The organism is Dictyobacter formicarum (genome assembly GCF_016587435.1).
The window spans coordinates 1-23,895 of record NZ_BNJJ01000001.1 but is presented as its reverse complement, the minus strand read 5'-3'; the positions used below and the strand labels follow the sequence as shown (position 1 = coordinate 23,895).

Annotated in this window: 29 protein-coding genes and 1 pseudogene; 12 read left to right on the top strand and 18 right to left on the bottom strand. The window is 52.1% G+C overall.

The window, feature by feature from the left end:
* Window positions 1–105 precede the first annotated feature (105 nt).
* Window positions 106–708, top strand: coding sequence for a plasmid pRiA4b ORF-3 family protein (locus tag JMI88_RS00140; protein ID WP_201359733.1), 603 nt, complete (start codon window positions 106–108; stop codon window positions 706–708).
* 603 nt (window positions 709–1,311) lie between these two features.
* Here the strand turns inward: JMI88_RS00140 and JMI88_RS00135 are convergent.
* The 6 genes from JMI88_RS00135 to JMI88_RS00110 all read right to left on the bottom strand — a co-directional run bounded on the left by JMI88_RS00135 (window position 1,312) and on the right by JMI88_RS00110 (window position 6,042).
* On the bottom strand, window positions 1,312–2,181 hold the full coding sequence (locus tag JMI88_RS00135) for an aldo/keto reductase (RefSeq protein WP_201359732.1): 870 nt from the start codon (window positions 2,179–2,181) through the stop codon (window positions 1,312–1,314).
* Between the two features lie 212 nt (window positions 2,182–2,393).
* Window positions 2,394–3,128: an SDR family oxidoreductase gene (locus JMI88_RS00130; protein WP_201359731.1), complete on the bottom strand. Its 735-nt coding sequence runs from the start codon at window positions 3,126–3,128 to the stop codon at window positions 2,394–2,396.
* Between the two features lie 2 nt (window positions 3,129–3,130).
* The gene (locus tag JMI88_RS00125; protein WP_201359730.1) at window positions 3,131–3,892 is read right to left on the bottom strand and encodes an SDR family NAD(P)-dependent oxidoreductase; all 762 of its coding nucleotides are present in this window, start codon (window positions 3,890–3,892) and stop codon (window positions 3,131–3,133) included.
* 91 nt (window positions 3,893–3,983) lie between these two features.
* Window positions 3,984–4,157 carry a hypothetical protein gene (locus JMI88_RS00120; RefSeq protein WP_201359729.1) on the bottom strand — a complete coding sequence of 58 codons (174 nt, stop codon included), beginning with the start codon at window positions 4,155–4,157 and terminating at the stop codon, window positions 3,984–3,986.
* Window positions 4,158–4,168: 11 nt separating this feature from the next.
* Window positions 4,169–5,158, bottom strand: a complete 990-nt coding sequence (locus JMI88_RS00115) for a Gfo/Idh/MocA family protein (protein ID WP_201359728.1) — start codon at window positions 5,156–5,158, stop codon at window positions 4,169–4,171.
* A 92-nt stretch (window positions 5,159–5,250) separates the two neighbouring features.
* Entirely contained in the window at window positions 5,251–6,042 is a 792-nt protein-coding gene (locus JMI88_RS00110) for a sugar phosphate isomerase/epimerase family protein (RefSeq protein ID WP_201359727.1), read from the bottom strand.
* A gap of 205 nt (window positions 6,043–6,247) precedes the next feature.
* Here JMI88_RS00110 and JMI88_RS00105 point away from each other — a divergent pair, with 205 nt between their 5' ends.
* The gene (locus tag JMI88_RS00105) at window positions 6,248–7,324 is read left to right on the top strand and encodes a LacI family DNA-binding transcriptional regulator (RefSeq protein WP_201359726.1); all 1,077 of its coding nucleotides are present in this window, start codon (window positions 6,248–6,250) and stop codon (window positions 7,322–7,324) included.
* A gap of 215 nt (window positions 7,325–7,539) precedes the next feature.
* Window positions 7,540–8,682 (top strand): hypothetical protein, encoded by a 1,143-nt coding sequence (locus tag JMI88_RS00100; RefSeq protein WP_201359725.1) that lies wholly within the window; start codon window positions 7,540–7,542, stop codon window positions 8,680–8,682.
* 134 nt (window positions 8,683–8,816) lie between these two features.
* Here JMI88_RS00100 and JMI88_RS00095 read toward each other — a convergent pair whose 3' ends face one another.
* A complete protein-coding gene (locus tag JMI88_RS00095) occupies window positions 8,817–10,307 on the bottom strand; it encodes a zinc ribbon domain-containing protein (RefSeq protein WP_201359724.1) in 1,491 nt (496 codons plus the stop codon).
* A 148-nt stretch (window positions 10,308–10,455) separates the two neighbouring features.
* On the opposite strand from JMI88_RS00095, the gene JMI88_RS00090 reads away from it, so the two are divergent.
* A complete protein-coding gene (locus tag JMI88_RS00090; RefSeq protein WP_201359723.1) occupies window positions 10,456–10,674 on the top strand; it encodes a helix-turn-helix domain-containing protein in 219 nt (72 codons plus the stop codon).
* Between the two features lie 127 nt (window positions 10,675–10,801).
* On the opposite strand, the gene JMI88_RS00085 is transcribed toward JMI88_RS00090, so the two are convergent.
* The 3 genes from JMI88_RS00085 to JMI88_RS00080 are packed head-to-tail and all read right to left on the bottom strand — an operon-like array spanning window position 10,802 to window position 11,874.
* Complete coding sequence (locus tag JMI88_RS00085) at window positions 10,802–11,284, bottom strand: Tn3 family transposase (RefSeq protein ID WP_201359722.1); 483 nt, start codon at window positions 11,282–11,284, stop codon at window positions 10,802–10,804.
* Window positions 11,271–11,396, bottom strand: coding sequence for a hypothetical protein (locus JMI88_RS39990; protein WP_268905948.1), 126 nt, complete (start codon window positions 11,394–11,396; stop codon window positions 11,271–11,273). Before JMI88_RS39990 ends, JMI88_RS00085 begins: the two co-directional genes overlap by 14 nt.
* Window positions 11,389–11,874: a hypothetical protein gene (locus JMI88_RS00080; protein WP_201359721.1), complete on the bottom strand. Its 486-nt coding sequence runs from the start codon at window positions 11,872–11,874 to the stop codon at window positions 11,389–11,391. The genes JMI88_RS39990 and JMI88_RS00080 overlap by 8 nt, the downstream gene beginning before the upstream one ends.
* Window positions 11,875–12,192: 318 nt before the next feature.
* Here JMI88_RS00080 and JMI88_RS00075 point away from each other — a divergent pair, with 318 nt between their 5' ends.
* From JMI88_RS00075 to JMI88_RS00055, 5 genes are all read left to right on the top strand, one after another.
* Window positions 12,193–12,522, top strand: coding sequence for a PadR family transcriptional regulator (locus JMI88_RS00075; RefSeq protein WP_201359720.1), 330 nt, complete (start codon window positions 12,193–12,195; stop codon window positions 12,520–12,522).
* A gap of 15 nt (window positions 12,523–12,537) precedes the next feature.
* Window positions 12,538–13,407: a pentapeptide repeat-containing protein gene (locus JMI88_RS00070; protein ID WP_201359719.1), complete on the top strand. Its 870-nt coding sequence runs from the start codon at window positions 12,538–12,540 to the stop codon at window positions 13,405–13,407.
* Between the two features lie 10 nt (window positions 13,408–13,417).
* Complete coding sequence (locus JMI88_RS00065) at window positions 13,418–14,179, top strand: ABC transporter ATP-binding protein (protein ID WP_201359718.1); 762 nt, start codon at window positions 13,418–13,420, stop codon at window positions 14,177–14,179.
* Window positions 14,180–14,947: an ABC transporter permease gene (locus tag JMI88_RS00060; protein ID WP_201359717.1), complete on the top strand. Its 768-nt coding sequence runs from the start codon at window positions 14,180–14,182 to the stop codon at window positions 14,945–14,947. It abuts the gene before it with no gap.
* A 507-nt stretch (window positions 14,948–15,454) separates the two neighbouring features.
* Window positions 15,455–15,898: a cytochrome P450 gene (locus tag JMI88_RS00055; protein ID WP_201359716.1), complete on the top strand. Its 444-nt coding sequence runs from the start codon at window positions 15,455–15,457 to the stop codon at window positions 15,896–15,898.
* 85 nt (window positions 15,899–15,983) lie between these two features.
* Here the strand turns inward: JMI88_RS00055 and JMI88_RS39985 are convergent, their stop codons facing one another.
* From JMI88_RS39985 to JMI88_RS00040, 4 genes are all read right to left on the bottom strand, one after another.
* Window positions 15,984–16,118 carry a hypothetical protein gene (locus JMI88_RS39985; protein WP_268905947.1) on the bottom strand — a complete coding sequence of 45 codons (135 nt, stop codon included), beginning with the start codon at window positions 16,116–16,118 and terminating at the stop codon, window positions 15,984–15,986.
* 268 nt (window positions 16,119–16,386) lie between these two features.
* Window positions 16,387–16,557, bottom strand: a complete 171-nt coding sequence (locus tag JMI88_RS00050; protein WP_201359715.1) for a hypothetical protein — start codon at window positions 16,555–16,557, stop codon at window positions 16,387–16,389.
* Window positions 16,558–16,569: 12 nt separating this feature from the next.
* Window positions 16,570–16,962, bottom strand: a complete 393-nt coding sequence (locus tag JMI88_RS00045; RefSeq protein ID WP_201359714.1) for a hypothetical protein — start codon at window positions 16,960–16,962, stop codon at window positions 16,570–16,572.
* Window positions 16,952–17,785: an aldo/keto reductase family oxidoreductase gene (locus JMI88_RS00040; protein ID WP_236022750.1), complete on the bottom strand. Its 834-nt coding sequence runs from the start codon at window positions 17,783–17,785 to the stop codon at window positions 16,952–16,954. The genes JMI88_RS00045 and JMI88_RS00040 overlap by 11 nt, the downstream gene beginning before the upstream one ends.
* 204 nt (window positions 17,786–17,989) lie before the next feature.
* Here JMI88_RS00040 and JMI88_RS00035 point away from each other — a divergent pair, with 204 nt between their 5' ends.
* The 3 genes from JMI88_RS00035 (at window position 17,990) to JMI88_RS00025 (ending at window position 20,288) form a co-directional block, all read left to right on the top strand.
* On the top strand, window positions 17,990–18,841 hold the full coding sequence (locus JMI88_RS00035; RefSeq protein WP_201359712.1) for a helix-turn-helix transcriptional regulator: 852 nt from the start codon (window positions 17,990–17,992) through the stop codon (window positions 18,839–18,841).
* Window positions 18,842–18,877: 36 nt separating this feature from the next.
* Window positions 18,878–19,228 (top strand): hypothetical protein, encoded by a 351-nt coding sequence (locus JMI88_RS00030; protein ID WP_201359711.1) that lies wholly within the window; start codon window positions 18,878–18,880, stop codon window positions 19,226–19,228.
* A 148-nt stretch (window positions 19,229–19,376) separates the two neighbouring features.
* A complete protein-coding gene (locus tag JMI88_RS00025) occupies window positions 19,377–20,288 on the top strand; it encodes an LLM class flavin-dependent oxidoreductase (RefSeq protein WP_201359710.1) in 912 nt (303 codons plus the stop codon).
* A 184-nt stretch (window positions 20,289–20,472) separates the two neighbouring features.
* Here JMI88_RS00025 and JMI88_RS39185 read toward each other — a convergent pair whose 3' ends face one another.
* The 4 genes and pseudogenes from JMI88_RS39185 to JMI88_RS00005 form a co-directional block, all read right to left on the bottom strand.
* Entirely contained in the window at window positions 20,473–21,708 is a 1,236-nt protein-coding gene (locus JMI88_RS39185) for an epoxide hydrolase family protein (protein ID WP_373323723.1), read from the bottom strand.
* A 99-nt stretch (window positions 21,709–21,807) separates the two neighbouring features.
* Window positions 21,808–22,230: pseudogene (locus tag JMI88_RS40450) on the bottom strand (glycosyltransferase family 2 protein); the annotation flags it as partial.
* A gap of 104 nt (window positions 22,231–22,334) precedes the next feature.
* Window positions 22,335–22,916 (bottom strand): GtrA family protein, encoded by a 582-nt coding sequence (locus JMI88_RS00010; protein WP_236022748.1) that lies wholly within the window; start codon window positions 22,914–22,916, stop codon window positions 22,335–22,337.
* A 58-nt stretch (window positions 22,917–22,974) separates the two neighbouring features.
* A partial coding sequence (locus JMI88_RS00005) for a DUF2156 domain-containing protein (RefSeq protein ID WP_201359708.1) occupies window positions 22,975–23,895 on the bottom strand: 921 nt, incomplete at its 5' end.

The following is a 23,895-nucleotide window of genomic DNA, read 5'->3' as shown; positions in this document are numbered from 1 at the left end:
GCATGGCGAAAGAGCAAACAACGTTCACGAAAACCTTCCAGTTCTGGAAAGATACTGAGCTAAGCCGGGCTTTACTAGAAAATAAGACGGAGAAAAAAGACGCACATGGGAAGTTATCAGTCAGAGAGCCGCTATTACCTGCACATCCAGTTAACTGGCATTGAGCCACCTATTTGGCGGAAAATAGTTGTGCCTGGAGCCATCAGCCTTCATACCCTCCATAAAATGCTTCAAGTGGTGATGGGGTGGGAAAACGCTCATCTCTATTTGTTCAGGCTGACGATCAACGAGAAGACAACCATATATGGTCTCCCTGACCCTGATTGGGAGCGCGCAGACATACGCATCAGAGATAGTCGACGAACAAAGCTCGATGCGACCGTCTGGACCGATTGGCTGAAGCTGACATACGAATATGACCTGGGAGATAGCTGGATGCACCAGATTACGATTGAAAAAATTGAGCATCTGGATGATGAAAACCTGAATGAGGATGCTCTCTGGATTACACCTCGTTGTCTGGCTGGTGAACGAGCTTGTCCCCCAGAGGATGTCGGCGGGATAGGCGGATACGCTTTGTTCCTTGAGGCATGGCAGAATCCAACGCATCCTGAGCACACGCGTCTGCGCCAGTGGGCAGGCGCGTATTACAACCCTGAGCTTTTTTCCGTCCAGCAGGTCAATTCAGCGCTGGCGGTTGTGGACTGATGGGAACCTCTCAACACGCATTGAAGTGGTTGATGCGGAGTCTCAAAAAAGCCAGGGAAATGAAGTGCGTTCTTTCACACCCTGGCGTTTTGCCTCCGCTCTTGCAGCAGAAAAGCGTTTGCGCTTATTCCGGTTTCCGCATCAAACTCAGGTATACAAGCCTTCCTTGATGCTCACCAGGGCAAAGAAGCGGAAGAAAAACCCAGCCTTAGAGATCGAGTGGGCTGGATCGAATAAGTTGCTCGCGGAACCAGCCTGGAAGAAACCTCTCGATCTCGATCTCACCAGATTTTATTTGTACGTAGAGCTATAGCAGATCAGAATGGATGATCAGACCTATTGTCTTCCTCGTTTTATTTATCGGTAAGATAAGATCCATGTTCAACGTGCAATGACGAATCGGAGAGGAAATTGAGTGTGTAGTACTGGTCGCATCCCGCACAGACCCCCAGGAATCACGAATGTTCCTCGGGTCCGTGCGGGATGCGATCCCTGTTTGCTCTGCCTATGCAGCAACCTTGCTTTGTAGGCAGGTATGAAAGGAAGAGAGGCTTGAGCTCTGTTTCTTCTCCAGGCCTGCATGTACCAGGTCTGTGTCGGGTTTTATTGAGCCTGACGTCCTTGAAGATCGAGTTGTTTAAAGTCTTCGTCGCTGAGCTGAATATTGACCGCCGCGACATTTTCCTCCAGGTGTTTCACATTACTGGTCCCAGGAATTGGGAGCATCACAGGGCTACGCTTAAGGATCCAGGCAAGAGCGATGCCACTGGGGGTGGTATTATGTTTCTTGGCGATGGTATCAAGGAGTGTTCCTGGTTTGGCTAGATCGCCAGAAGCCAGCGGAAACCATGGAATAAAACCAATGGTATGCGTGGTACAATAATCAAGGACATCCTCGCTCTGGCGGGTCACCAGATTATACAGATTCTGTACCGTTACCACCTGAAAGAACTTCTGAGCCGCCTCAATTTCTTCGACAGTGACCTCACTGAGACCAACGTGACGAATCAAGCCCTCCTGTTGCATCTGCTTGATCGCATCAAATTGCTCATCGCGCGGCACCTTTGGGTCGATACGATGCAATTGCCAGAGATCGATGCGCTCCAGCCCTAAGCGGCGCAAGCTCATCAGCACACACTGCCGCAAATATTCGGGTCGTCCTACGGGAGCCCAGATATCCGGCCCATGACGGGTCAAACCGCCCTTGGTCGCGATAAGCATGCTCTTATAGGGATAGAGTGCCTCATGAATCAGGTTTTCACTGACCTCAGGACCATAGCTATCCGCAGTGTCAATAAAGTTTATGCCAAGCTCTGGTAGCCGTTTCAATGTACGCAGCGCCTCCTCACGATCCTCAGGCTCTCCCCAAATGCCTTTCCCCGTGATGCGCATAGCTCCATAGCCAAGACGATGTATGGGAATGTCACCGCCAATGGTGAACTGACCACTGGCCGCAGCATTAATCGTGCTCATAGAGGTGGCTCCTTTTTTCGTCGACTTCCTTTAGTCTATTGCACGAGACAGCAGGAAGCAAGGTTTCAGTGTTCTGATGGGGAAACATGATCAGTTGTTCGTTCTTACCACGCCCAATATAGCTTCTTCCCCATGAGGAGGTGGGATATGCAGTCAACGAATCTCCAAGAGATCAAAGATGCTTTGCGGAACATGCTTTCTCTGCAATCGCCTTAAAGGCGGCTTGGATACAGCGTCAACTCAGGCACATGCGCACGTGCAGGCAGACCTATCACGAAGAGGCATGCGTCCGCAACATCCTCCGGTTGCAGCGCCCGAGCCATCACCTCTGGGGGCGTTGGTGCTGGCCGTTTCAACACCATCGGCGTATCGGTCAGACCCGGGAAAATAACCGTCGTGCGTACGCCATGCTCGCGCTCTTCCTCCATGGTGCCATGTGCAAGCCCGACGATCCCGGCCTTGCCCGTCTGATAGGAGATGCCGGAGCGATCGGGCTTTTTCGCGGCCGATGAGGAGATGTAGATCAGCAGTCCCTCCTCCTGTTGACGAAAAATTGGGACGATGGCCTGCGTCAGATGAAACGCAGTCGTTAAATTGATTGCCATCATGTTCGCCCAACTCTCAGGGGTCAGCTCATCGATGGTGCGACGGAGAAGATTGGTGCCGACCGAGTAGACGACGGTGGTGATCCGACCGTAGGTCTGCAAGGTCGTCTCTAGCAGGTGGTCTATCTCATCCCGCTTCAGCATATCCGTTGCGACCGCGAGGGCCGATCCTCCCTTTTGTTGGATGGAGGCAGCGATGTGTTCAAGAGCCGCAGCATCACGTGCGGCAAGTACCACGTGCGCGCCTGCTTCCGCCGCAGCAATGGCTGTGGCCTTTCCCATGCCGCTACTTGCCCCTGCCACCAGAACTACCTGTTTACTGAGATCGTGTTGATGTGTCATACTTAAAAAACCCCCTGTCCGCCATTAACTTCTATGGTTTCGCCAGCAATAAATGTTGACCACGGCGAGGCCAGGAACAGGGCTGCGCCTGCAACCTCCTCTGGCAAGCCCTCTCGACCCAGCGGTGTGCGGTTCACTGCGGCCTGACGACCCTCCGGCGTATTAAAGCGATCATGGAAGCGCGTTGCGATCAGGCCCGGCGCAATACCATTAACGCGGATACCCAGTGGACCGACTTCTTTCGCTAGCGACCGGGTAAAGGTCAGGATACCACCTTTCGTCGCCGCATAGTGCGCGGCCCCTGCTCCGCCACCATCGTGAGCAGCAAGCGAACTTATCGTGATGATTGTGCCCTGCTTTGCTCGCTCCATATGTGGCAACACAGCCCGGCAGCACAAGAACGTGCTCGTGAGATTGACGGCAATCGCTTGATTCCATAACTCAAGTGAACAGTCCTTGACCTTCGAACGTTGCAGGATGCCCCCGCTATTGGCAACCAGCACATCTACCTTGCCAAAACGCTCTATCGTCGCGGCCACGACGTGTGCGACGTCGGCTTCCTGCGTCAGATCACCATAGAACGAGAGCGCCTTGCCTCCTGCCTGCTCAATAGTCGCCACGACCTCTCTGGCATCGGCATCGCTGGTATAATAGGTCAACACCACGGACGCACCGTAGCGCCCGAACGCCTCTGCAATGCTGCGACCAATGCCAGAAGCGCCGCCGGTGACTAAAATGACCTGATCCTTAAATGCGAAATCCATGTATCTTTTTCCTTTCTGTTGCTGTTCCAGCCGTGACCAGCCGTGAACGGATGGTGAGAATTCCTGTCGCACTCTCTATGCGTATCGCTTACTAGCGTCCTCCAAAGCCAGAGATAACGATACCACGCACAAACCAGCGCTGTGCAAAGATGTACAGCGCAACAATTGGTACGATCGCTAAAGTCGCGGCCGCCATGAGTAAGTTCCAGGAGATTGAGGTATGGCGTTTACGTGGACGATTTCTACACAGCGCACGCCAGGACACATGTTCGGCCTCTATTCCCCTGACAGCACAGCACGCGCTAAAATCTTTTCGGCCACTTCCATGGTCTTGAGGCAATCACGAAATGGGGAAGTCGTAACTTCTTTTCCATATTTCAATGAATCGATAAACTCGCGACTTTTTGCCTGGAAGCCACCATAAATAAAAAACTGATCTCCCCCCGCCTCTTCCCGGGCATGATAGACTTTGCCCTCGAGATCTCCATGTTTATAGAGACGCGCCTCCCCCTCTACATCAGCCTCGACAAAGATGCCGGGTGCATGCATCTGCACCCGAAATACGCGCTTGCCACTGCTCCAACTATTGATGACAAAGCCTGTTGAGCCATTATCAAAGTGGAGTTGAGCCCCGATCCAGTTAATATCAGGAACCCCAATGCGCTTACATTGGCTCTCAATACCAATTACTTCGCCTCCACACATATAGCGGAGGGTATCGATCGCATGCGTGCAATCATCGAGCATATGGTCCCGTGCATTGAAAAAGGGCTCCTGTGCATACTTATAAAACTCGCATATTGCATGGGTAATCGGACCTTGCTTGAGACACTCCTCATGCAGTTTGACCAGCATGGGACTGCTCCGGCGCTGATGGCTGACCTGCGTCATGACGCCTTTCTGCTCAGCCAGGTAGCTCAATAGTTGCGCCTGATGCCAGGTAATACCCATCGGCTTTTCAATATAGAGATTCTGTCCCTGCTGTAAACACCAGAGCCAGATGTCGAACATGATGTGCGGTTGACCGATCGCATAGACACCATCTAGTGCGCAGGATTCAATCATGCTCTGATAGTTGGTATAGCGATTCTGAATGTGATAGGTATCAGCTGTCGCATGGAGCCGCTGCTCATCCAGATCACAGATGCCAACGATCTCAACGTCGTCAAAAGATGCCAGGGAGGGATAGTGGATCTGGTTGGCCAGCCTTCCCGCTCCAATGACGGCGATGCGTACTTTTTCTTTCCTGACAAACTGCTCGGACATATATACTTCCTTCCCGCTTTTTACATAGGAGACATAGGAAATAGGAAAATGGAACAAGAGATCTATTTTTGTGACCCTACACAGACGCACAGTTATGCAAAGAGGGACTTCGCGTAAGCAATATCTTCTGCAATCAAACGATCCACGGCAGCTTCGTCACTATATTCGGCGGTCAGGCAGATTGGACCGCTATAGTTGCGCCGTTTGAGCTCCGATGTGACACATTCCCAGGAAGCAAGGCCCTGCCGTCCACTCGTCCAGTAGTGCGTATAGGCCGCGACCGGCGTTTCGGGTCCGTTCGTACGTTGCCAGAGAACATTCTTCAGATTCACCATACAAAGATGCGACCAGACAATATCCAGTGCTAGTTCGGGAATCTCTCCATTCAGCGCGCAGTGAGCAGGATCGAGCACGGCCGCAATATGTTTCCGATCATACTTCTCGATAAGATGACGAATACCCATGGCATTGGCAACATTGCGTCCATTGTGATTCTGTATGCCCAGCGTCACACCGTATCTATCCAGCAACGGTACCAGCGCATCAAATTCACGGTGCAGGTGCTCCTCGTATACGAGATAATTTGTCTCTTTCGGGATATCCAGGCAGATACGGATAATGGGGATTTTCAACTCTGCACAAAGCGCGATCATGGCTTCATCTGTTGGCCCGGCGATACTGTTGATGGTAAGACCACAATCAGCTAAAATATGGGCAGCTTCTGGAAGTCTCTTACGCCTGCTTTCCGGTGTTACCTGATAGCCTGGCCTGACTGGTAGTTCAACCCCATTGAAACCCAGTTTCTGGAGGAACGCTCCCAACTGTGGAAGCGGAGTTTTCCAGGGTTTCGTGAAAACAGTAAAAGTGACCTGTGAAGTGCTCATTAACTGTTTCTCCTCTTTATATTCGTTAGGTATTCGCTCCTGACTTCGTTGCCAAAGAAATGGTTGACAATCAATCTGATCTATACTAGTCTTAATGTAAGGTTACACTAAATCGATACACTTTTCAAGGCTAGAAACAGCTAAATTCCGCATTACATCCTGATTATAGATAATTAGTATATCGATACAGCAAAAGGATAAATGCATGGTCAAAGAGAAAAAGAAATCCTTCCGTGAGGTGACGATCCAGGATGTCGCCCGTCTGGCGGGAGTATCACCTTCAAGCGTCTCCAATGTCCTCAATGGGCGTTTTGAACGCATGGGAAAGGAAACGGTTGCGCGTATTCAACGTGCAATTAAGCAACTGGGGTATACGCCCAGTCTGGTAGCCCGTCAGTTGAAGACCGGTTATGTGCCTATTATCGGTCTCATTGTCCCGTCCGTAGCAAATCCCTTCTGGGGTGCCTTTGCTAGTGCAGCCGAAGAGACGGCATTGCGGCATGGGTTCCGTGTTTTGTTATGTAACAGTGAGCGCAATCTGACGCGTGAGCAATCATATGCAGAGGATATGTGGGCTCAGGGTATCCGGGCGATTATTTTTGGCTCATCATCACTTTCATTGACACACCTGTTCAGTCTGGTAGAGCGTGGCTTACATACCATTACCTTCGATCGCCATACTCAGCAGGATGATTCCTTCGATATCGATAGTGTCAGCATCGACAATATGCTGGCAGGGCGCCTGGCAACGGAGCATCTTATTGCGTTGGGCCACCGACGTATCGGCCTCCTCTCCGGTCCCATCCGTACAGTTAGCCGCATTGATCGTCTGAGAGGTTATCGCGCAGCTCTGGCAAACGCCGGAATTCCATTTGATCCTCATCTGATCTGGGAAGCGGCATCCGACTCACCATTTGGTGATATTGAGGGAGCAGCGTTAGGTCGCATGGGCGCACGCGAGGTGCTCAGCCAGGAAAATTCTGCCACGGCCATCATTGGCATTAACGATCTCTACGCGCTGGGTGCCTATGCAGGGGCGCATGATGTAGGGCTCTCTGTCCCATCCGCCTGCTCCATCATTGGTTTTGACGACATCATGTTTGCCGAGATCGCTCAACCGCCATTGACCACGATTCGCCAACCATTGCAAGAAATGTTACGCGTCGCGGTCGAGTGCTTGATCGAACGTCTCGAAAAGGCAGACGATGCCAGGAGTGTCGCCCATCATTCATTTCCTCCCGAGCTGATCATCCGAGGTTCAACGGGTCCCGCGCCCACTTAGTACTACAGCACCACTTACGTGAGAAAATTCACCGCGAAGTGGCCTGAGAGCTTGGGTGAGCAATCAGCACATGCCATAACGTCAATCGTCTTCCCAGGCCGTCTTACGAGCCAAGTGGCACTGTAGTATTAGAGCGTGTTTGCCTGGCAGGAAGAAGCTGAGAGAATAAAGCAAGAGGAGAATGATCTCCTCAGAAGCAGAAAGGCAGGATTGCTATGGTCGATTTTAAACCAATTGATGGCAGCTACGCACTGATTCTTACTGACCTTTGGAATCAGCATTGGTGCAAAGGGGCAACAAAAAGAGTTGGGGAGTTAGCTCCAGTTGTCAATGAAGTCATCATATATGCCCGCGCAAAAGGCGCGCTTATCATTCATGCGCCAAGTGATACGATGGGATATTATAAGGATTGTAGTGCTCGCCATAATGCAGAAAGGGCGCCTTTCCAATCACTTGACGGCCTCCATGCTCATGGAGTGGATTTGCCGATAGATGATTCGGGAGGGGGGTGTGATGATACCCCTCACTGTTCTCAAGGAACCCCTTGGACACGCGAACATGCTGCTATCATTGTTGATGAGGAGAAGGATGCGGTGAGTGATAATATCCAAGAAATCTATAATCTGTTCAAGTCGAGGAACATTGAGAACGTGATCGTCATGGGTGTACATGCCAACATGTGCATCCTTCATACCCGCTCCTTTTCTATCAATACCCTCGTTGCTCTGAAAAACGCAGGGAAGCTGAAGCAAGTCTACTTATTACGCGATTTAACTGATACGATGTATGACCATCGTAAAAACCCAAAGATCGATCATTTCGCTGGGACGGACCTGGTTGTGAAATACATCGAGGAGAAGTGGTGTCCTACCATGCTTAGTTCACAGATCCTTGGCGGAACCCCCTTCCGTTTCACCGACGATCAGCGCCCTCGGTACCCAAACTGGCGAGGAAAAAAGGCCAGGCTCAAGTGCTTGGGAGCATCCGGAGATCGCAGGTGGCTCAAGGCGAACGAAAACGGCAGTGTTTCTCTTGTGCCCGATACAAGTCAAGCTACGGCTTGGTCACTGGTGGAAATAGGGCCGAGCCTGTATTCATTCAATGGCAATGGTTCAGGATTGTACCTTGATGGTAACCCAAACAACGGAAAAGTCGAGCTGCAAGCCAACAATAGCCCTACTGGAACGCGATGGTACGTTGAACAGGTCTCCAGTGCAAGAAATTATTACACCCTAAAGTGCTGCGGGAAGAATGGAGATTATCGATACCTGGGCGGTAATCCCAATGATGGACACGTGACGATGCAGGCTGACAGAGGACCAACTGGGACGGGCTGGGAGATATATATTGTGGATTAGTGGTTCAAATAGGCACGGCATCATTGCGATTAGCTACGACTAGTAGTCTGTGACACTCCGCAGGGGCTAAAGCCCCGTAGCTTCTGACACTCCTCTGTACGCGGTTTCTTGAGAATGGGTAGCATAGCTACGTCTCAAAAGAGAAACCGTAGTTGAGTAGGAATATTTGATGCATGTTCATCCATCCTGAACATTGCATCTTGAGCGGTGCCATGCTCGTTGCTATCTCCATGCCCTGATGGAAGGATAGATGGTCCTTCTTCACATTTGGCGTCTTGGGAAACAACAACACCTGTATCTTTCGATACCCTCCGAAGAGCTTGAGGCTTTTCCTTTGGATGATAACGTTCTATTAAGCGTTGACCAATCACCAGACTGGCATTGCGATCTGCATTTCCCTTCATCCCACATTCAGCACAATAAGCCAACGGAGCACCAGGCGTATACCCTTCTGCTGGCTGGCCTGCATCATAACGAGCAATCAGGCTATGGCAACATGCACATTCCCGACTGGTGTTTCTTGGACTCACTCTACTGGTAAAGATACCCATGTTGTACGCTTTATATTTGGCGTAGTTAAAGATACGTCCCTTCATCCAGTAGGCCCGTTTGGTATTGCTCCTACGGCTATACTTGCCCTTGGCAGGTCGAAGATTCTCCAGGTGTTCAAATACTAGTATGGTAGCTTCATGCCGTTTAGCAAACTGAACGATACGAGCACTGATAAGATGGGCGGCTTGCTCATCTACATGGCGAATCTTCTTCCAGAGGTCTCCATTATCTTGTTCATTCTCTGCAATGATACCTGTCAGGGATCGGTTACGTGCAATACGGCCCAACTGCTTCTTCCTAAAGCCGGATATCTCTTGACCACCTTTCATAAATGTGGTGGCAAGGATCGTACCTTCAACAGTTTGGATCGTACACACAGCAAGATTTTCATTGATATTTAAATCGACTGCACAGATTTTTGTTTGTGCATTCGTGGTGACTTGCTTCTCAATTTTTCCAGGACTTTGAAATTGTTTCTCAATAGGGGTATGTAACCACCACTGCGTTCCTTTTCGAATGAGTTGAGGGCTTCCTAATTCCACATCAGCAGGCAGCTCACGCCCGGTAATACGAACCTTGATCCAACTCCAACATGTCCCGTTCCATACCTTGATCATCATGCTGTTCTCAGTACGCTCTTTCCACATGCCTTGATAGAGGACTACTGATTTATTCCAAGAACGCGGGGGAACTGGTGGACGTTGATGGAATTTCTTACCCTTGGCTATGACTTTCTCTTTGCGCTGCCTCCATTTCTCAAGGTGAGAGTGAAAGGAGTGAGCAGAGCCCAAGGCTGCATGAATTGCCGCTCGACGAAAATAAGCGGGAATATCTTTTGCAATGTCAGAAAGAGGCATGACCGGGTTGGGATTGCGTTGTGTAGTATGAGTAAGTGTTTCAAGAATAGTAAGTGCTTCTTTATTGGGATGATCCAGCACATTGATATGTGCCTGGATAACATCAAAATAGAAGGATGCTACTTGATTGAAAAGAGCCTGGTTGGAGGCAAACCAGTCGCCATAATTGGCCTGATAGGTCAAGACCTGCCTGATAGTGGTGGTTGCTTTCGCCATCCTTGGCTCCTCTCATTCCGTTTTGTTTTCTGGATTATATCATAAAAACAAATGATTCGTCAAAACAAAAAATTTTGACAAAGAGAAAATATTTGTGTGAATAAGGTGATTATGATATACTATCTCTACTCTATTGAGGAGGGGAATCATGTCAAACATTATGGACCCAAACCGACCGTATCTCACCACGCCACAGGCTGCCGAGCATGCAGACTTCACACTCAGTTACATTACATACTTGTTGAGGAATAATAAGGTAGAAGGGTTCCGTTTAGCAAGGGAATGGTTTGTTTATACCGATTCCCTTGATGCTTTTCTGGCACAGAAAAGGAAACCAGGTCCGAAGGGGCCACGGGCTAAAGCCTGAACACGCCTAACCGCCTGGGTTAAAACCCCAGCGGCTTGCGGCGGGCTAAAGCCCCTTTTGTCAACGATCGTATGAAAGGCCCACGGGATGCGCAACGAGATAAGCTCAAACAAAGAGGCACCTTTCTTCACACGTGCCCTGCTGCCCTGACGCGCCTTCCTCCGAACTTGACAGGAGGCCAGGCCGCCCTTATAGTGGCAGAGCCTACACAGCTCGACTTGAGTCCCGTATTGGTTCCCAGTCCATACAGACACAGCAAGAGGCGCTTCCGAAGGGTTTCACGCGAAAGGATCTCGCGCTGGCTGATGCTGGTGAACAGATCGGTAAATCCCACCTGCAAGTCGGTTTCCTTGAGCATATCCAACAGGCTCGTCATTGGCCATCGGGTCGCCACATCCAACTTCAAGCGGGCCAGGTTCACCGGCTCTGGTTGTGCCTCCAATGAGGAAAGATGAATCCAGCCATTGCGGCGAGTGAGGATTTTGACCTGTGGGGAAAGACGCGGCATCGCCGCGTCGAGAGAGCGCAGCGCCTGTTGGAGTGCTGTACGTACTTGCTCTACAAAGGCGTTTGCCTCCGTCGGCTGCTTGAGGGCCTCATAGTTGCTCAAAATCGGTCGGTAAGTCCAGATCAGGATTCTGATAGCGGTTGGCCTCCACGATCCAGATCTCCTTGCTGCGTACCTTGTCGCGCAGCGCCTGTAAGAGACAGACCTCACTCATAATTAATCCGGTTGACTTTTTCGGTGCCATCCTCATCCTTTTCGACCACCAGATCGCGCACCAATTCATCGGGCTGTTTGACGGCAGCATCGGCAATGTGATAGAGGATGCTCTCCTTTCCGACCACCCGCTTGAGCTCCTGAACATACACCTCCTCGACTTTCCGCTCCGCTCGCGCGCCAATGCGATGCACAATTTGGATCAAGAGATCGACGAGGCTATCAGTAATCTCCTGGCTGCGCTGCCAGCACAGTGCCGCCAACAACGTGTAACGGATCTGATCTGGGTGAGCGCGCAAGTGACTGGGTGCTTCCGCGCTCGCACGCTGCCGATAGACACGCACAACCTTTGGAGACAGGTGGCTAAAAAGGTCTTTGGGCAGACCCAAAGCACGTATTTGACGCAGCTTTGCCACCTCCTTGAGCAAGGTTTCGACTCCGACCTGACCAGGGTCCATCCGAAGCATATGAATCGTCACCGGTTCCTCATCGGTGGTCTGGTCCCCCTCCGATGGAGGCGTCTCAACGAGTAAGGCATCAAGCGAGGCTTTCGCCTGTTCGTCTAATCGGCCTATGATGGTCTCATACAGCGTGGTTCCCGTTGCAAGTGCAAGGGGTCACTAGATCACAGCGGGCGAAACATACGGTAAGCTCTGAAAGGTCTTCTCAGGACGCTTCATCTGATGTGCTAGTGACGAAAGAACGGAGAGCTGGTTTATCAAACAAAGTATTAAAATCGAAATAGTACCTTGACAATCATAGTAATATGACGTATAATCCAACTACGAGGTGATGATATGAGTGAAAACAAACTGACCTCCGACCTGCTGCGCGGACATACCGATACGATGATTTTACGGCTCTTATCGGAAGCTGACCGCTACGGCTACGAGATTGTCAAACTGATTGCTGAGCGCTCGGGTGGGGAATATGAATTAAAGGAAGCCACGATGTACTCCAGCGTTCGGCGGCTTGAGGTGGACGGTGATATCGAATGGTATTGGGGTGATGAATCTCAAGGCGGAAGGAGGAAATACTTCAGGATTACTGAAAAAGGGAAAGCAACGTACGATCGCAACAAAAGCAACTGGGAGTACGCGAAGCGCGTGCTGGATAACCTCTTGTAAAGGAAAGATGTTGTTATGGATGAGAAATTGACCAACTATGTAAACGGCGTTTTTGCTCCCTACGATGGGGTAAAAAGCGCTACCGAATTAAAGGCTGATCTGCTCTCCGATTTGCAGGAGCGATTCCGTGAACTCAAAGCCGAGGGCAAGGATGATGAAACAGCCTTTAACATGACCATTGAGAGTATCGGCGACATTGAGCAAACCGTCCAGGAGGTCGCCAACCTCTCCCGCTCTCTGGAGCGGCAGGTGGCCATCAACTTGAGTGCGAGCAATCTGACACAGAGCGACTTTGCGGGCGTTATCGCGCAGAAAGGAAATTTTCAAGCGAGTGCGTTGCGCGGCTCTGACTTTACGGGCGCAGATTTAACCGGGAGCTCGTTTCGGAGCAGCGACGTCCGTGAAGCCAATTTTGCAGGCGCAAATCTGACCGATTGCGACTTCTCTACCCTTGACCTTCAGGATGCGAACTTCCGTGAAGCCATCCTTGTTCGCACCAACTTCAGCACGTCGTGGCTGGTCGGAGCAACATTCATCGGCGTCACGCTGACTGATGTCAAATTGACGAAGACCTACCTGGGAAAAACCACCTTTGAACGCTGTCGCTTTCTCGGCGTGGACTTCACCTCTTCGGATCTGAGCGGACAGCGATTTGATGGGCAGACCTTTATCGGTGTCACGTTTGACGATGCGGGACTCAAGGACGCATCGTTTCAGGGCGCGACCCTCAAAAATGTGTCTTTCCGTTCAAGGTTTCCCTTGTCGAAGAAATATTATCGTGCCCTGAAAACCATTTCCTTTGACGGCGCGATGATGGATAAGCTCACGTATGCCGCGCTCAAAGGCCTGGAGGTTGATTTGTCGAAGGTGACTGTTCTATCATAAGGAATACATTGTGCAAAACATTTCAATTCAGGTAAAAGATCTGCAGAAATCATACAAGAATCTCGATGTTTTAAAAGGCGTGAATTTCACCGTGGAGCAGGGCAGCATTTTTGCCCTGCTTGGCTCCAACGGCGCGGGCAAGACCACGCTTGTCAAAATCCTTACCACGCTGCTCAAACAGGACGGCGGAACGGCCATCGTCAACGGATTTGATGTGGCGTCACAGCCATACCACGTGCGGCAATCACTGAGTCTGACCGGGCAATTTGCCGCCGTGGATGAGATTTTGACCGGACAAGAAAATCTTATCATGATCGCCCGGCTGCGACACCTCAAACATCCGCGCCAGGTTGCCGACGATTTGCTGACCCGCTTCGGTTTAACAGATGCCGCAAACCGTAGGGCGTCGACGTATTCAGGCGGGATGCGCCGCAGGCTTGACCTCGCCATGAGCCTGGTGGGAACACCGCAGATCCTTTTCCTTGATGAGCCGACCACCGGGCTTGACCCCGAGGCACGCATCGAGGTGTGGAAGGTTGTGAAGGAGCTTGCTGATGGTGGCATAACCGTCTTCTTGACCACGCAGTACCTGGAAGAGGCTGAACAGCTTGCTGATCACATTGCCATTCTCCATGAGGGAAAGATTATCGCCAGCGGCACGCTCATGGAGCTAAAGAAGCTGTTTCCACCTGCTCAGGTGGAGTATGTTGAAAAACAACCAACATTGGAGGAGATCTTTCTTACCATCATTGGCAAAAAGGAAGAACAGTAAATGGAAACGATACAGAAACACTTTTTCAGCGATATGAGCGTGATGCTTGGTCGTTCCATGCGGCATATTTTCCGCAGTATGGACACCATCATCACGGTCACGATCATGCCTATTGGGTTTATGTTGCTGTTCGTGTATGTGTTCGGCGGCGCAATTCAAACCGGGACAGGTAATTATGTGAATTACTTATTACCTGGGATCTTACTGATTGCTATTGCGAGCGGGATATCCTATACAGCTTACCGTTTGTTTACCGATGTGCAACGGGGGATCATTGAGCGATTTCGCTCCATGCCGATTGCCCCTTCCACCATGCTGTGGGGGCACGTCCTGACCTCGCTGGTATCCAACGCGATTTCGGTGGTGGTCATCATTCTCGTCGCGTTGATTATGGGCTTTCGTTCGTCGGCGGGCATCCTGTCATGGCTGACCGTCGTCGGCATCCTCGCGTTGTTTACGCTGGCTTTAACCTGGGTTGCGGTGATTCCCGGACTGACCGCAAAATCGATAGACGGCGCCACCGCATTTTCGTATCCGATTATCTTCCTGCCCTTTATCAGCTCGGCGTTTGTGCCAACTAAGTCGATGCCGCTGGTCGTCAAGGTCTTTGCCGAAAACCAGCCAGTGACAGCGATAGTGGAAACCATCCGTGCGTTACTGTCTGGACAGCCAGTGTCTCATGATATATGGGTTGCTCTTGCATGGTGCGTCGGCATTCTGTGTGTGGCCTACATCTTTGCGATGAGGGCATATAAAAAGCGAGTGTGAAAAGAGGGCAGTATTCGAGGAAAGGAGTTCACACCATCTCTACTCTTGATCGGCACTTTAAGTACGTCCATATGACATAGAGACGACAGGACGTACGGTAGCCTGTGAAGAACGGAAATGCTTCCAGAAGACCTGAGAGAAGACGAGCCAAAATGCGGCCATTTCTACCGTCACAGAAGAACACATCCTGGTCTTATGCTCTCCATGACAAGATTCCGTGTCGTCGTCTCGTGAGAAGGAGCTACCGTCATGAGAGAGCGCTCTTCCGGCGAGATTGCCAGCGCTTTCGGCAGCAAAGAACACCTGGTTTATGCAACCAGGTAGCACGAAACGACGACAGCGCTCAAGACTCTTGGCAATGTTCCACGTTTGCGGGCCAGATTTGCTCACGTGCGTGGGATATTTACACTAATCAAGTAGAAGATACTAAAAAGAGAAAAAAGAAGGATTATGCAGACAAAGCCCAATAGAGAACAGCTCACTGCCTCGTATGACTAGTATCGTCAGATGCGTGAGACACAGCCAGTTTTCTTCGACCAGAATGTGCAGGCATGGCACATCTTCTGCTACGACGATGTGGCACGCCTGCTGAGTGATCACGCGACGTTTTCTTCCGATCAGAACCGCTTCGTGCCAGCCGAGTACCGCGATTCCAGCCCGCTCAGTTCGAGCATTCTACGCATGGACCCGCCGCGCCATCGCCAATTGCGCCAGCTCGTTTCGCAAGCCTTCACGCTGCGCATGGTGGCTCAAATGGAGTCGCGCATCAAGGAGATCACCAGCGGATTGCTCGACCAGGTGCAGGCTTTGGGTGAGATGGATGTGATCAGGGATCTGGCTGCTCCTCTGCCTGTCACGGTCATTGCGGAGTTGTTGGGTATCCCTACAGAGCAGCGTGAGGATTTCAAGCAGTGGTCCGATGCCTTCAATGCAATTTTCAGATATGCCTGATCGTCGAAAGACACATTCCCACACTGCAATTCTTTCGTAGACTTATATTTGCGGAAGAGCAAGGATCATCTTGATCTTCACAATCCTACCAGACGACGGCGGTCAGTGGCAGAGCCAGGGTGGTAATGGCAGACCCAAAGCCAGAGATGGACTGCCCGATCCACAATTTGAGGAATTCAGTATGGGACCGGAGGGTTCTTGAAGTATGTGAGAGTGCCATATCTCATTCCTTTCTGGGGATAGAACTTCGCGCGTTGGGCACCCCAACGCGCGAAGTATGTGTTTGCTGCATATGCGATCCGGGCGTGATCTAGGTTACTTCTGCTGGTTGCTTTGGTCCTGCCGGAAGCGAGACGACGCGCGTCAAGTTGTAGGCTTCTCCAAAAAGAGTTGTTGGTCTCATCTCTTTTTCCTCGTCCACGTCCTCCCGCTATCCCAACTTGTCTGTCCTGTAGCTCGCCTGATTGTCTCAGCTTCTGCCTGTATCGTTAGCTGAGCGTATCAGAGACCATGAAAGGTGAAGGCATTGCTTGATGCACACCATAGGTACAGCGGGCCAACAAGTCTTCGAGGCACGTCACTTGACGCTGTAAGGCAAGGATTGTCTTCTTGAGCTGGATCACTTCCTGTGGCATCCGACGCTCTCCGAGTTTTGCCATCCGGGCTTCTTTCTAGTAATACTCAGCATCAGCTCGCGCTTTCTCTAACGCTTCTTGCAGCTGCTGAATGGTTTTTTGATAGACCTGCTCCGCCTGACGCCTCTGAAGAGCAGGGTTTGCGTGCTGGACGAGCATAAACAGATCGGCGCGTCGATAGATGGTCGCAACGATTGGTGCTGACGCACAACGCGACGATGTCGCACGAGGCGGCCAGGTCTGGGCTCGCGTCGTGGCGGACGTGCGCGACGCGAGCCCAGCGCATCGAGCGAGCCGGGGTGACGCGGGCTCACACATGCAAGGGGGAGGGAGCCCGCTTCGGCGATGGCGGTCGCCATAAGTAGTCCCTGGTCGCTCAGGCCGATGAACCCGATCGTAGGTCGTGCGGTGGTCGTGCTTATGAGGCAACGCCGTTCAGCTCGGCCAGATCATCCTCGGAAAGGGTCAGCGCAGCAGCGGTGACGTTGTCGCGCAGATGCGCGACGGATGAGGTACCTGGGATAAGCAGAATGTTCGGTGAGCGCTGGAGCAACCATGCCAGCGCAACGGCCATCGGTGTGGTGTCGAGGCGGGTGGCGACTGATTCCAGCTTGTCGGACTGAAGAGGGGAGAAGCCACCGAGCGGGAAGTAGGGCACGTAGGCGATGCCCTGTGCGGCGAGGGAGTCGATCAGGTCGTCGTCGACCCGGTGGGCGAGGTTGTAGAAGTTCTGCACGCACACAATCGGCGCGATGGACTGTGCCTCGGCGATCTGCTCGGCGGTCACGTTGCTGAGACCGAGGTGCTTGATCAGTCCTTCTTGCTGCAGTTGCGCAAGTACCGTGAACGGTTCGGCGATCGAGCCAGGAGTGGGGCTGTCGAATCCACCGACGCGCAGGTTGACGACGTCGAGTGCGTCTAGTCCGAGGTGATCTAGATTGTCGAATACGGCCTGGCGCAACTGCTCGGGGGCTAGCGCCTGCGGCCAGTTCCCCTCGGCGTCACGCAACGCTCCGACCTTGGTCACGATGTGCAACGAGTCGGGGTAGGGGTGCAGGGCTTCTTTGATGATCTGGTTGGTGACGTATGGGCCATAGAAGTCGCTGGTGTCGATGTGCGTGATACCCAGCGCCACTGCCTCACGCAGTACGGCCACGGCAGCGTCGCGGTCGGCAGGTGGGCCGAACACGTGCGGGCCAGCCAACTGCATCGCGCCGTACCCTATGCGAGTGACCGTCAGATCCTCGGCCATGGTGAACGTTCCTGCGGCTGTGGCTGGCAGATTACTCTGTTCATTTGCTGAATGCGATACCATAGAAAATGTCCTCTTTCTCTCGTTGAAACGACGATAATCACGATGTGTGATACACTTGAGAGTATGGCACGAGGGCTATCGTATAACCAGAGTCCCTCTATCATATGATTGAGACTCGCAGGATAAGGAGCAAAGAGGACGATGAGCGACGAACAACGCAGACAGGACCTTGCGGATTTTCTACGCACTCGACGTATGCGCCTCTCGCCTGAACAGGTCGGGTTGATACGTGGTGGGAGGCGGCGCACCCCAGGATTACGGCGCGAAGAGGTGGCGCAGCTAGCGAATGTGGGCGTTTCCTGGTATACCCTCTTGGAGCAAGGACGCGCTATTCACCCTTCAAGCGAGGTGCTCCAGAGCATTGCTGATGCGTTACAACTTACGCCCGACGAACGGCGACATCTTTTCTTGCTTGCTAATCAGCAACACCTCGTCGATACACACGCATCTGATGAACAGGTAAGCCCTGCGTTACGCCGTGTGCTTGACGCGCTCAATCCTATACCGGCCTACGTCATTGGTCGTCGTTGGAATTATCTCGCCTGGAACACCGCTGCTGAGCATGTCTTGTTGCTGTCGAAGTCGGTGCCGCCATATGAATATAATGCGGTCTGGCGTATGTTTGCTGATCCGATGAGTCATTTATACAACCCGAAGTGGGAGCAGGTAGCGCAGAGAGTGCTCGCGGAATTCCGTGCTGATAGTGCGCGTTATGCCGATGAAGAATGGTTCAAACGCTTGATAGCTGATTTGCAGCGCGTAAGTCCTGAGTTTCGCGCATGGTGGCCCCGTCACGATGTACGCGGTAGAGCCGATGCACGGAAAGACATAGAGCATCCGTTGGTGGGGTGCCTGATGTTCGAGCATACAACCTTGCAGGTGCCTACTATGCCCGAACTCAAAATCATGATCTATACACCACTACCCGAAACAGATACGCTGGAAAAGCTACAGCAGTTGATGGATCAGGGTGTAGCAAGGATCTTCTTATGAACACCCGGCAACTTGCACTTCTTCAAGAGATCTTAGATGTATGTAATGCGAGTTGGCTCGCTAGACTCTGTTGCCCGTGTGCCCGCCGCCGGTAAAGCCTCTGCGGATACTCGTCACGTTGAACAGACTGCCCGTCTGGTTGCTTCCCGTTCCGAACAACGTATTGGTGCCCTCCATGATGTTGTTGAGCGAATCACTGCGCAGGAGCACGGCCACATCATTCTGTTCCAGGCGCACCGGCCCAAAGCCAGCAGGTGGCTGATCGCTAGGAAACGTCCTGGCTTCCTGAACCAGCCCATAAGGAACCGCCAGGGAGCCCCGGCTTGCAAAGACTGGGGCTCCCTGGCTCGTTTTCTGTGGAGGAGCACGTGGGCCTTGAGCTGGTGAGCATGTGCAATATTCATGTGTTATACTTTATGAAATAAATGTTGTGTTTTGACAGGAGATAGTCAGTGTCACATACTGGCATCGCCCACCTACTTTCGCCCGTTTACGTGATCCCAATATTTGTTCCCCGGAACTAGAAAGAAATACAATGGCTCGTATTCAGTTTGGTTGGTGTATCCCATTTGAAAGTGGCGATCGATCCCGTACAGAGCAACTCACGGCTTATCAGCAAGGTCTGGATATTATCTCTGGCCATTTTGATACTGCCTGGATGGGTGATCATGTGCAATTCGGCGAGAAATCTGTCCTTGAAGCATGGACAGCTATGAGTTACTTGGCGGCTCGATCTTCAAATATCACGTTTGGACACCTCGTCCTCTGTCAACTCTTCCGCAATCCTGCCCTGCTGGCAAAAATGGCCGCAACCCTACAATACATGAGCGAAGGACGCTTTATCCTTGGATTGGGCACCGGCTGGCATCAGGAAGAGTGCAATTCCTATAACTTTGAGTTCCCGACCCCAGGCGTGCGTATCGAGGAGCTCGAAGAGACACTCCAGATTGTGAAGGCTTTGTGGCGCGAGGACCATGTGACGATCGAGGGCAAATATTACAGCGTGAAAGATGCGAACTGTCAGCCAAAGCCTGACCCTATTCCTCCTATCATGGTTGCAGCTTTCCAACCACGCATGATGCGCCTTGCCGCTCGTCATGCCGATTGGTGGGTGACTCAGGGAGCTGAAATACCAAAAATCACTGCGCAGGTCGAATCATTAAATGAGGCATGCGATAAAATCGGACGCGGCCGGACAAGCATCAAACGTCTCCTACAATTAGGCTGCTATTGCGCACCAACCGAAACAGAGCTCAAGCAGATCATCGGCAACAAAGAGGTCAATCCCAATTGGTCGCTCTCTGGCACACCCGCACAGGTTGTAGAACAATTGCGCCCTTTCATTGATCTCGGTTTCGATCACTTTATCATCGACACAAGCGACTTTCCCAACCTGACCACGTTAAAAATGTTAGCCTATGAGGTGTTGCCGCTACTCAATCGCTAAGATGGCCCTACAGGCAGCACACCATATAAAATTGATCGAACACAGAGTGATGTTCAGGTAGAGTTCTGCCAGCACCGTAGAGATTTCTCAGCTCTCCATTGCGCTGCTCGACCTCAAGCGATCTGACGCCTTGCGTTGTGAGCTTCTCGCGCGAGCTTAATCAAGCTCTTCCTCCTGCGCTCGATTATCGGTGGTGACGGAAGGTGCGACGCACGTCGTCAATCCAACCGTCCGGAATTTCCCAGGGGATGAAATGACCACCGCGATCGTGAACGGTGATATTCACATGGTTGTACCAGGCAGCCCGATCACTGCTCAGGAAATGCTGCACACGATTTTCCGTAGAAACCCCGGGCGGGTTCTCATAGCCCACGAACGTGATCCCGGTGGGAGCTTCGACGACTGGCCAGCGCGCGTGGACAGGTGCCCACGGATAGCGGTTGGCATTCGCATACATGCGCATGGAGGTTTCGATGGCATTATTCACCCAGAAAATCATGGCATGGGTGAGGAGATCGTCTTTTGAGACGACGTGCTCAACATGGCCATTGTTATCGCTCCAGTTCGCCCATCGTTCAAGAATCCAGGCCAGCATCCCCACCGGGGAGTCGCTGAGTCCGTACGCGAGGGTACTCGAATCGAGCACATGTACGGCGAGATGTGCGGCGAAACGGCGATCGAGCGAGATGATCCTGGCCTGGATGTGCTCAGGAACCCCCTCTGGAATGGGATGCCCGCCGCTGAGATCCCATGCCCGATCCCCATTAAACAAGCTCAACTTTTGTGCAGAGCCAATATGGATCGCGTACAGTTCATTGGCATATTTATGCCCAAGCTGGCCAGTTACCAGAGCCCCAACATCGCATCCACCGGCGGCGTACTTTTCGTAGCCCAGGATGCCTGTCATCAGGGTGTGCCAGAGATCAGCAACTTTCCAGAAATTCATATCCGGGTGGTTTGGCAGGGGAGTCGAGAAGCCGAAACCGGGAAGTGAGGGGATGATGACCTCAAACGCCTCAGCAGGGTCGCTACCGAATGCGCCGGGGTCGGCAAGCGGATCAATGACTTTGGACCAATGCCAGAAGGTCCACGGCCAACCATGCGTCAGGATTAGTGGGATCGGATTCGGGCCAACACCAGGTTTGCGCATGAAATGCACGGGAACGCCATCGACGTTCACCTGGTAATGTTCGTAGCGGTTGATCATCGCCTCCGCTTTGCGCCAGTCATAGGCACCCAGCCAGTAGTCAACAAGCTCCTCAAGGTAGGTTCGACCAACCCCATAATACCAGTCGTCATTGCCAACGCCCAAAGGCCATCGGGTGAGCTTCAGCCGGGTGCGAAGGTCCGAGAGTTGTTCGTCGGAGACGTGGATCACCGCTGGCTTCGCGCCCGTTGCCTGGCCCCCTTTACGCGGCAGGTGGCGCACACCCAGTTGGGTATAGGTCAAGCCAGCGCGCTTGAATTTAGAGAGGATCTCTGTATTGATCATTGCTCCACGCGTCTCCAGGCGAAGCTCGCGCAGGAACTTGCCGGGATAGAGTTTAAATGCACAGTCGATATCCCGTACTGACACGCCAAAAACCATTCGCACTAACACCTTCCAGCTCCAGGCATTGAGCTTGCGCATCCAGTGATCCTGGCGCTTGATACGGTAGCCCAGCACGGCATCGTACTCCTGCAATAAGGGCAAGAAAGGCTCCAGATCGCGAATATCAAATTGCCCATCGGCGTCCATAAAAAAGATCAGGTCTTTGGTGCTCGCTTTGAAACCACTCATCAGGGCAGCCCCATACCCCTGATTTACGACATGATGCAGAACCTTTAAGCGCGGATGAGTTGCCGCGATGCTCTCCAAAATGGCGGAAGTTGCGTCCTGACTCCCATCATTTACCACGATGACCTCAAAATCCAACGACCATGTTGCCAGTGTCTCAAGCACAGTGGCTACTGTGCTGGCAATTACCACCTCTTCGTTATAGGCTGGCAGAATCACTGATATACTCGCTCCGGTGATGTTCTCTTGCACAACTGGCTCCGTTTTCTTCAGGGGGTGAGTTCGTCTCTCGTCGATCTAGAAAGTGCTGAATGAATGGGTATCTGTTGTTTCAGGCGATGGTGTGACCCGCTGCTAAAGATCCAGAAGCGCATGAGGAGGTAAGAGAGCACGGTGTTCGCAGCAACCGCCAGTAGCTTTGAGACATTCCCCCATATCATGGCATCGGCGAGAAGTGGATGCAAGGCATTGCCTATGAGCCACAGCAGCCCATTGCTCGACAGGATTTCGAGAGCCATGCTCAAGAGAAAGCGTCCCACTTCCTGGCGGGTCGGTCTCTGCTTGCGCCCGAACGTCCAATACTTGTTCAGGAAAAAACTACTCACGGCACCAGCGATATAGGCAAGAGAATTGTAGATGACCAGGATCTGCACCTGTGTCGTGGGAAAGCGCCAGAGCAGGATACTGAGGACCAATACATCTATGAGCGTGTTCGCTACACCTATTAGACAGTAGCGGAACGACTGCCAGAGGAGACTGCTCCAGTTATTGTCGTGATGGATAGGAGTATTGGATATTGTCTTCGATATAACTGCTTGTATCTGTCTTTCTTTTTTTTCTCTCAAGATCACGATTACTCCCTCCCGCTTGAAAAGCGAGCATATTGCAAAAATGGTATCCATTGTATTCTCAGCCTTGTCCATACCCTGAGGAGTTTCGGAGTTGGAGGACAGCTCGTGCGATGTTCGGTAAGCCCAATGTGGTGTTGGCGACCAGGTATCGACTCTCCCAGCATGGATCGAATTTCTGTTTAAAGGCGAAAAGTGTCCGGCTGGGGCCCAACAGCGCCGTCCGATCAGTGACAAAACCGGCAAGTGCCCGCCCTGCAGCAGTCATTTCCTGCCTGCTATCGGCCAGGGCAACCAGGCCCAGGCTGACCCTGTGCGCTCCGCATAAACGAAAGCGCTCCATAGCCCGCACCAATAATAGTTCCATCACTCCTGGTGGGGCATCTCTTACCCGACGCATCAAATCGAGTGTCCACCCCCATCCCTGCATCTCGGATTGCTTCCCTGGCACCGTGGCTTTACTTGTGAAACATCCATAGATGGGGGTAAAAGTCACAAAGGCGCAGGACTGGCCAGTGCTCGTCTTAGCAACTGCGACGAGATGCTGTGGGGCGGCAAGGAGTGAGGCGGTAGCTGGTATGGGGATGGCAGCAATCATTTCAGCCCGTTCAGCTGACTCGGTCAATTCATCCACTCTCCCCATGCCGAAGCCTCTCTCCGTTGCCTGCTTGCCAGCTTTCTGGCCCAACCAGACCCTTGAGATGTCTTCGAGGTGCTGCATCACTTCCAGGGGAGGCACACCTTCATACCACTGGATGCGTACACCCTCGCGTTCGGCGCGCCGACAACTGGTGCGCACATTTGCCAGAGCCGAGCCTTGCAGCGTAAAGGTTTGAGGATGGAGGACTGCTTCTTCACCCATCTTGAATGTGCGCAAATGCAGGGAGCGATAGGCGGCCAGGCGCTCAGGGGCTGCTTGATAGAAAGCGACACGCCAACGATGCAGGGAGCAAAAATCAAGGAAACTACGTGTAGCTTGTTC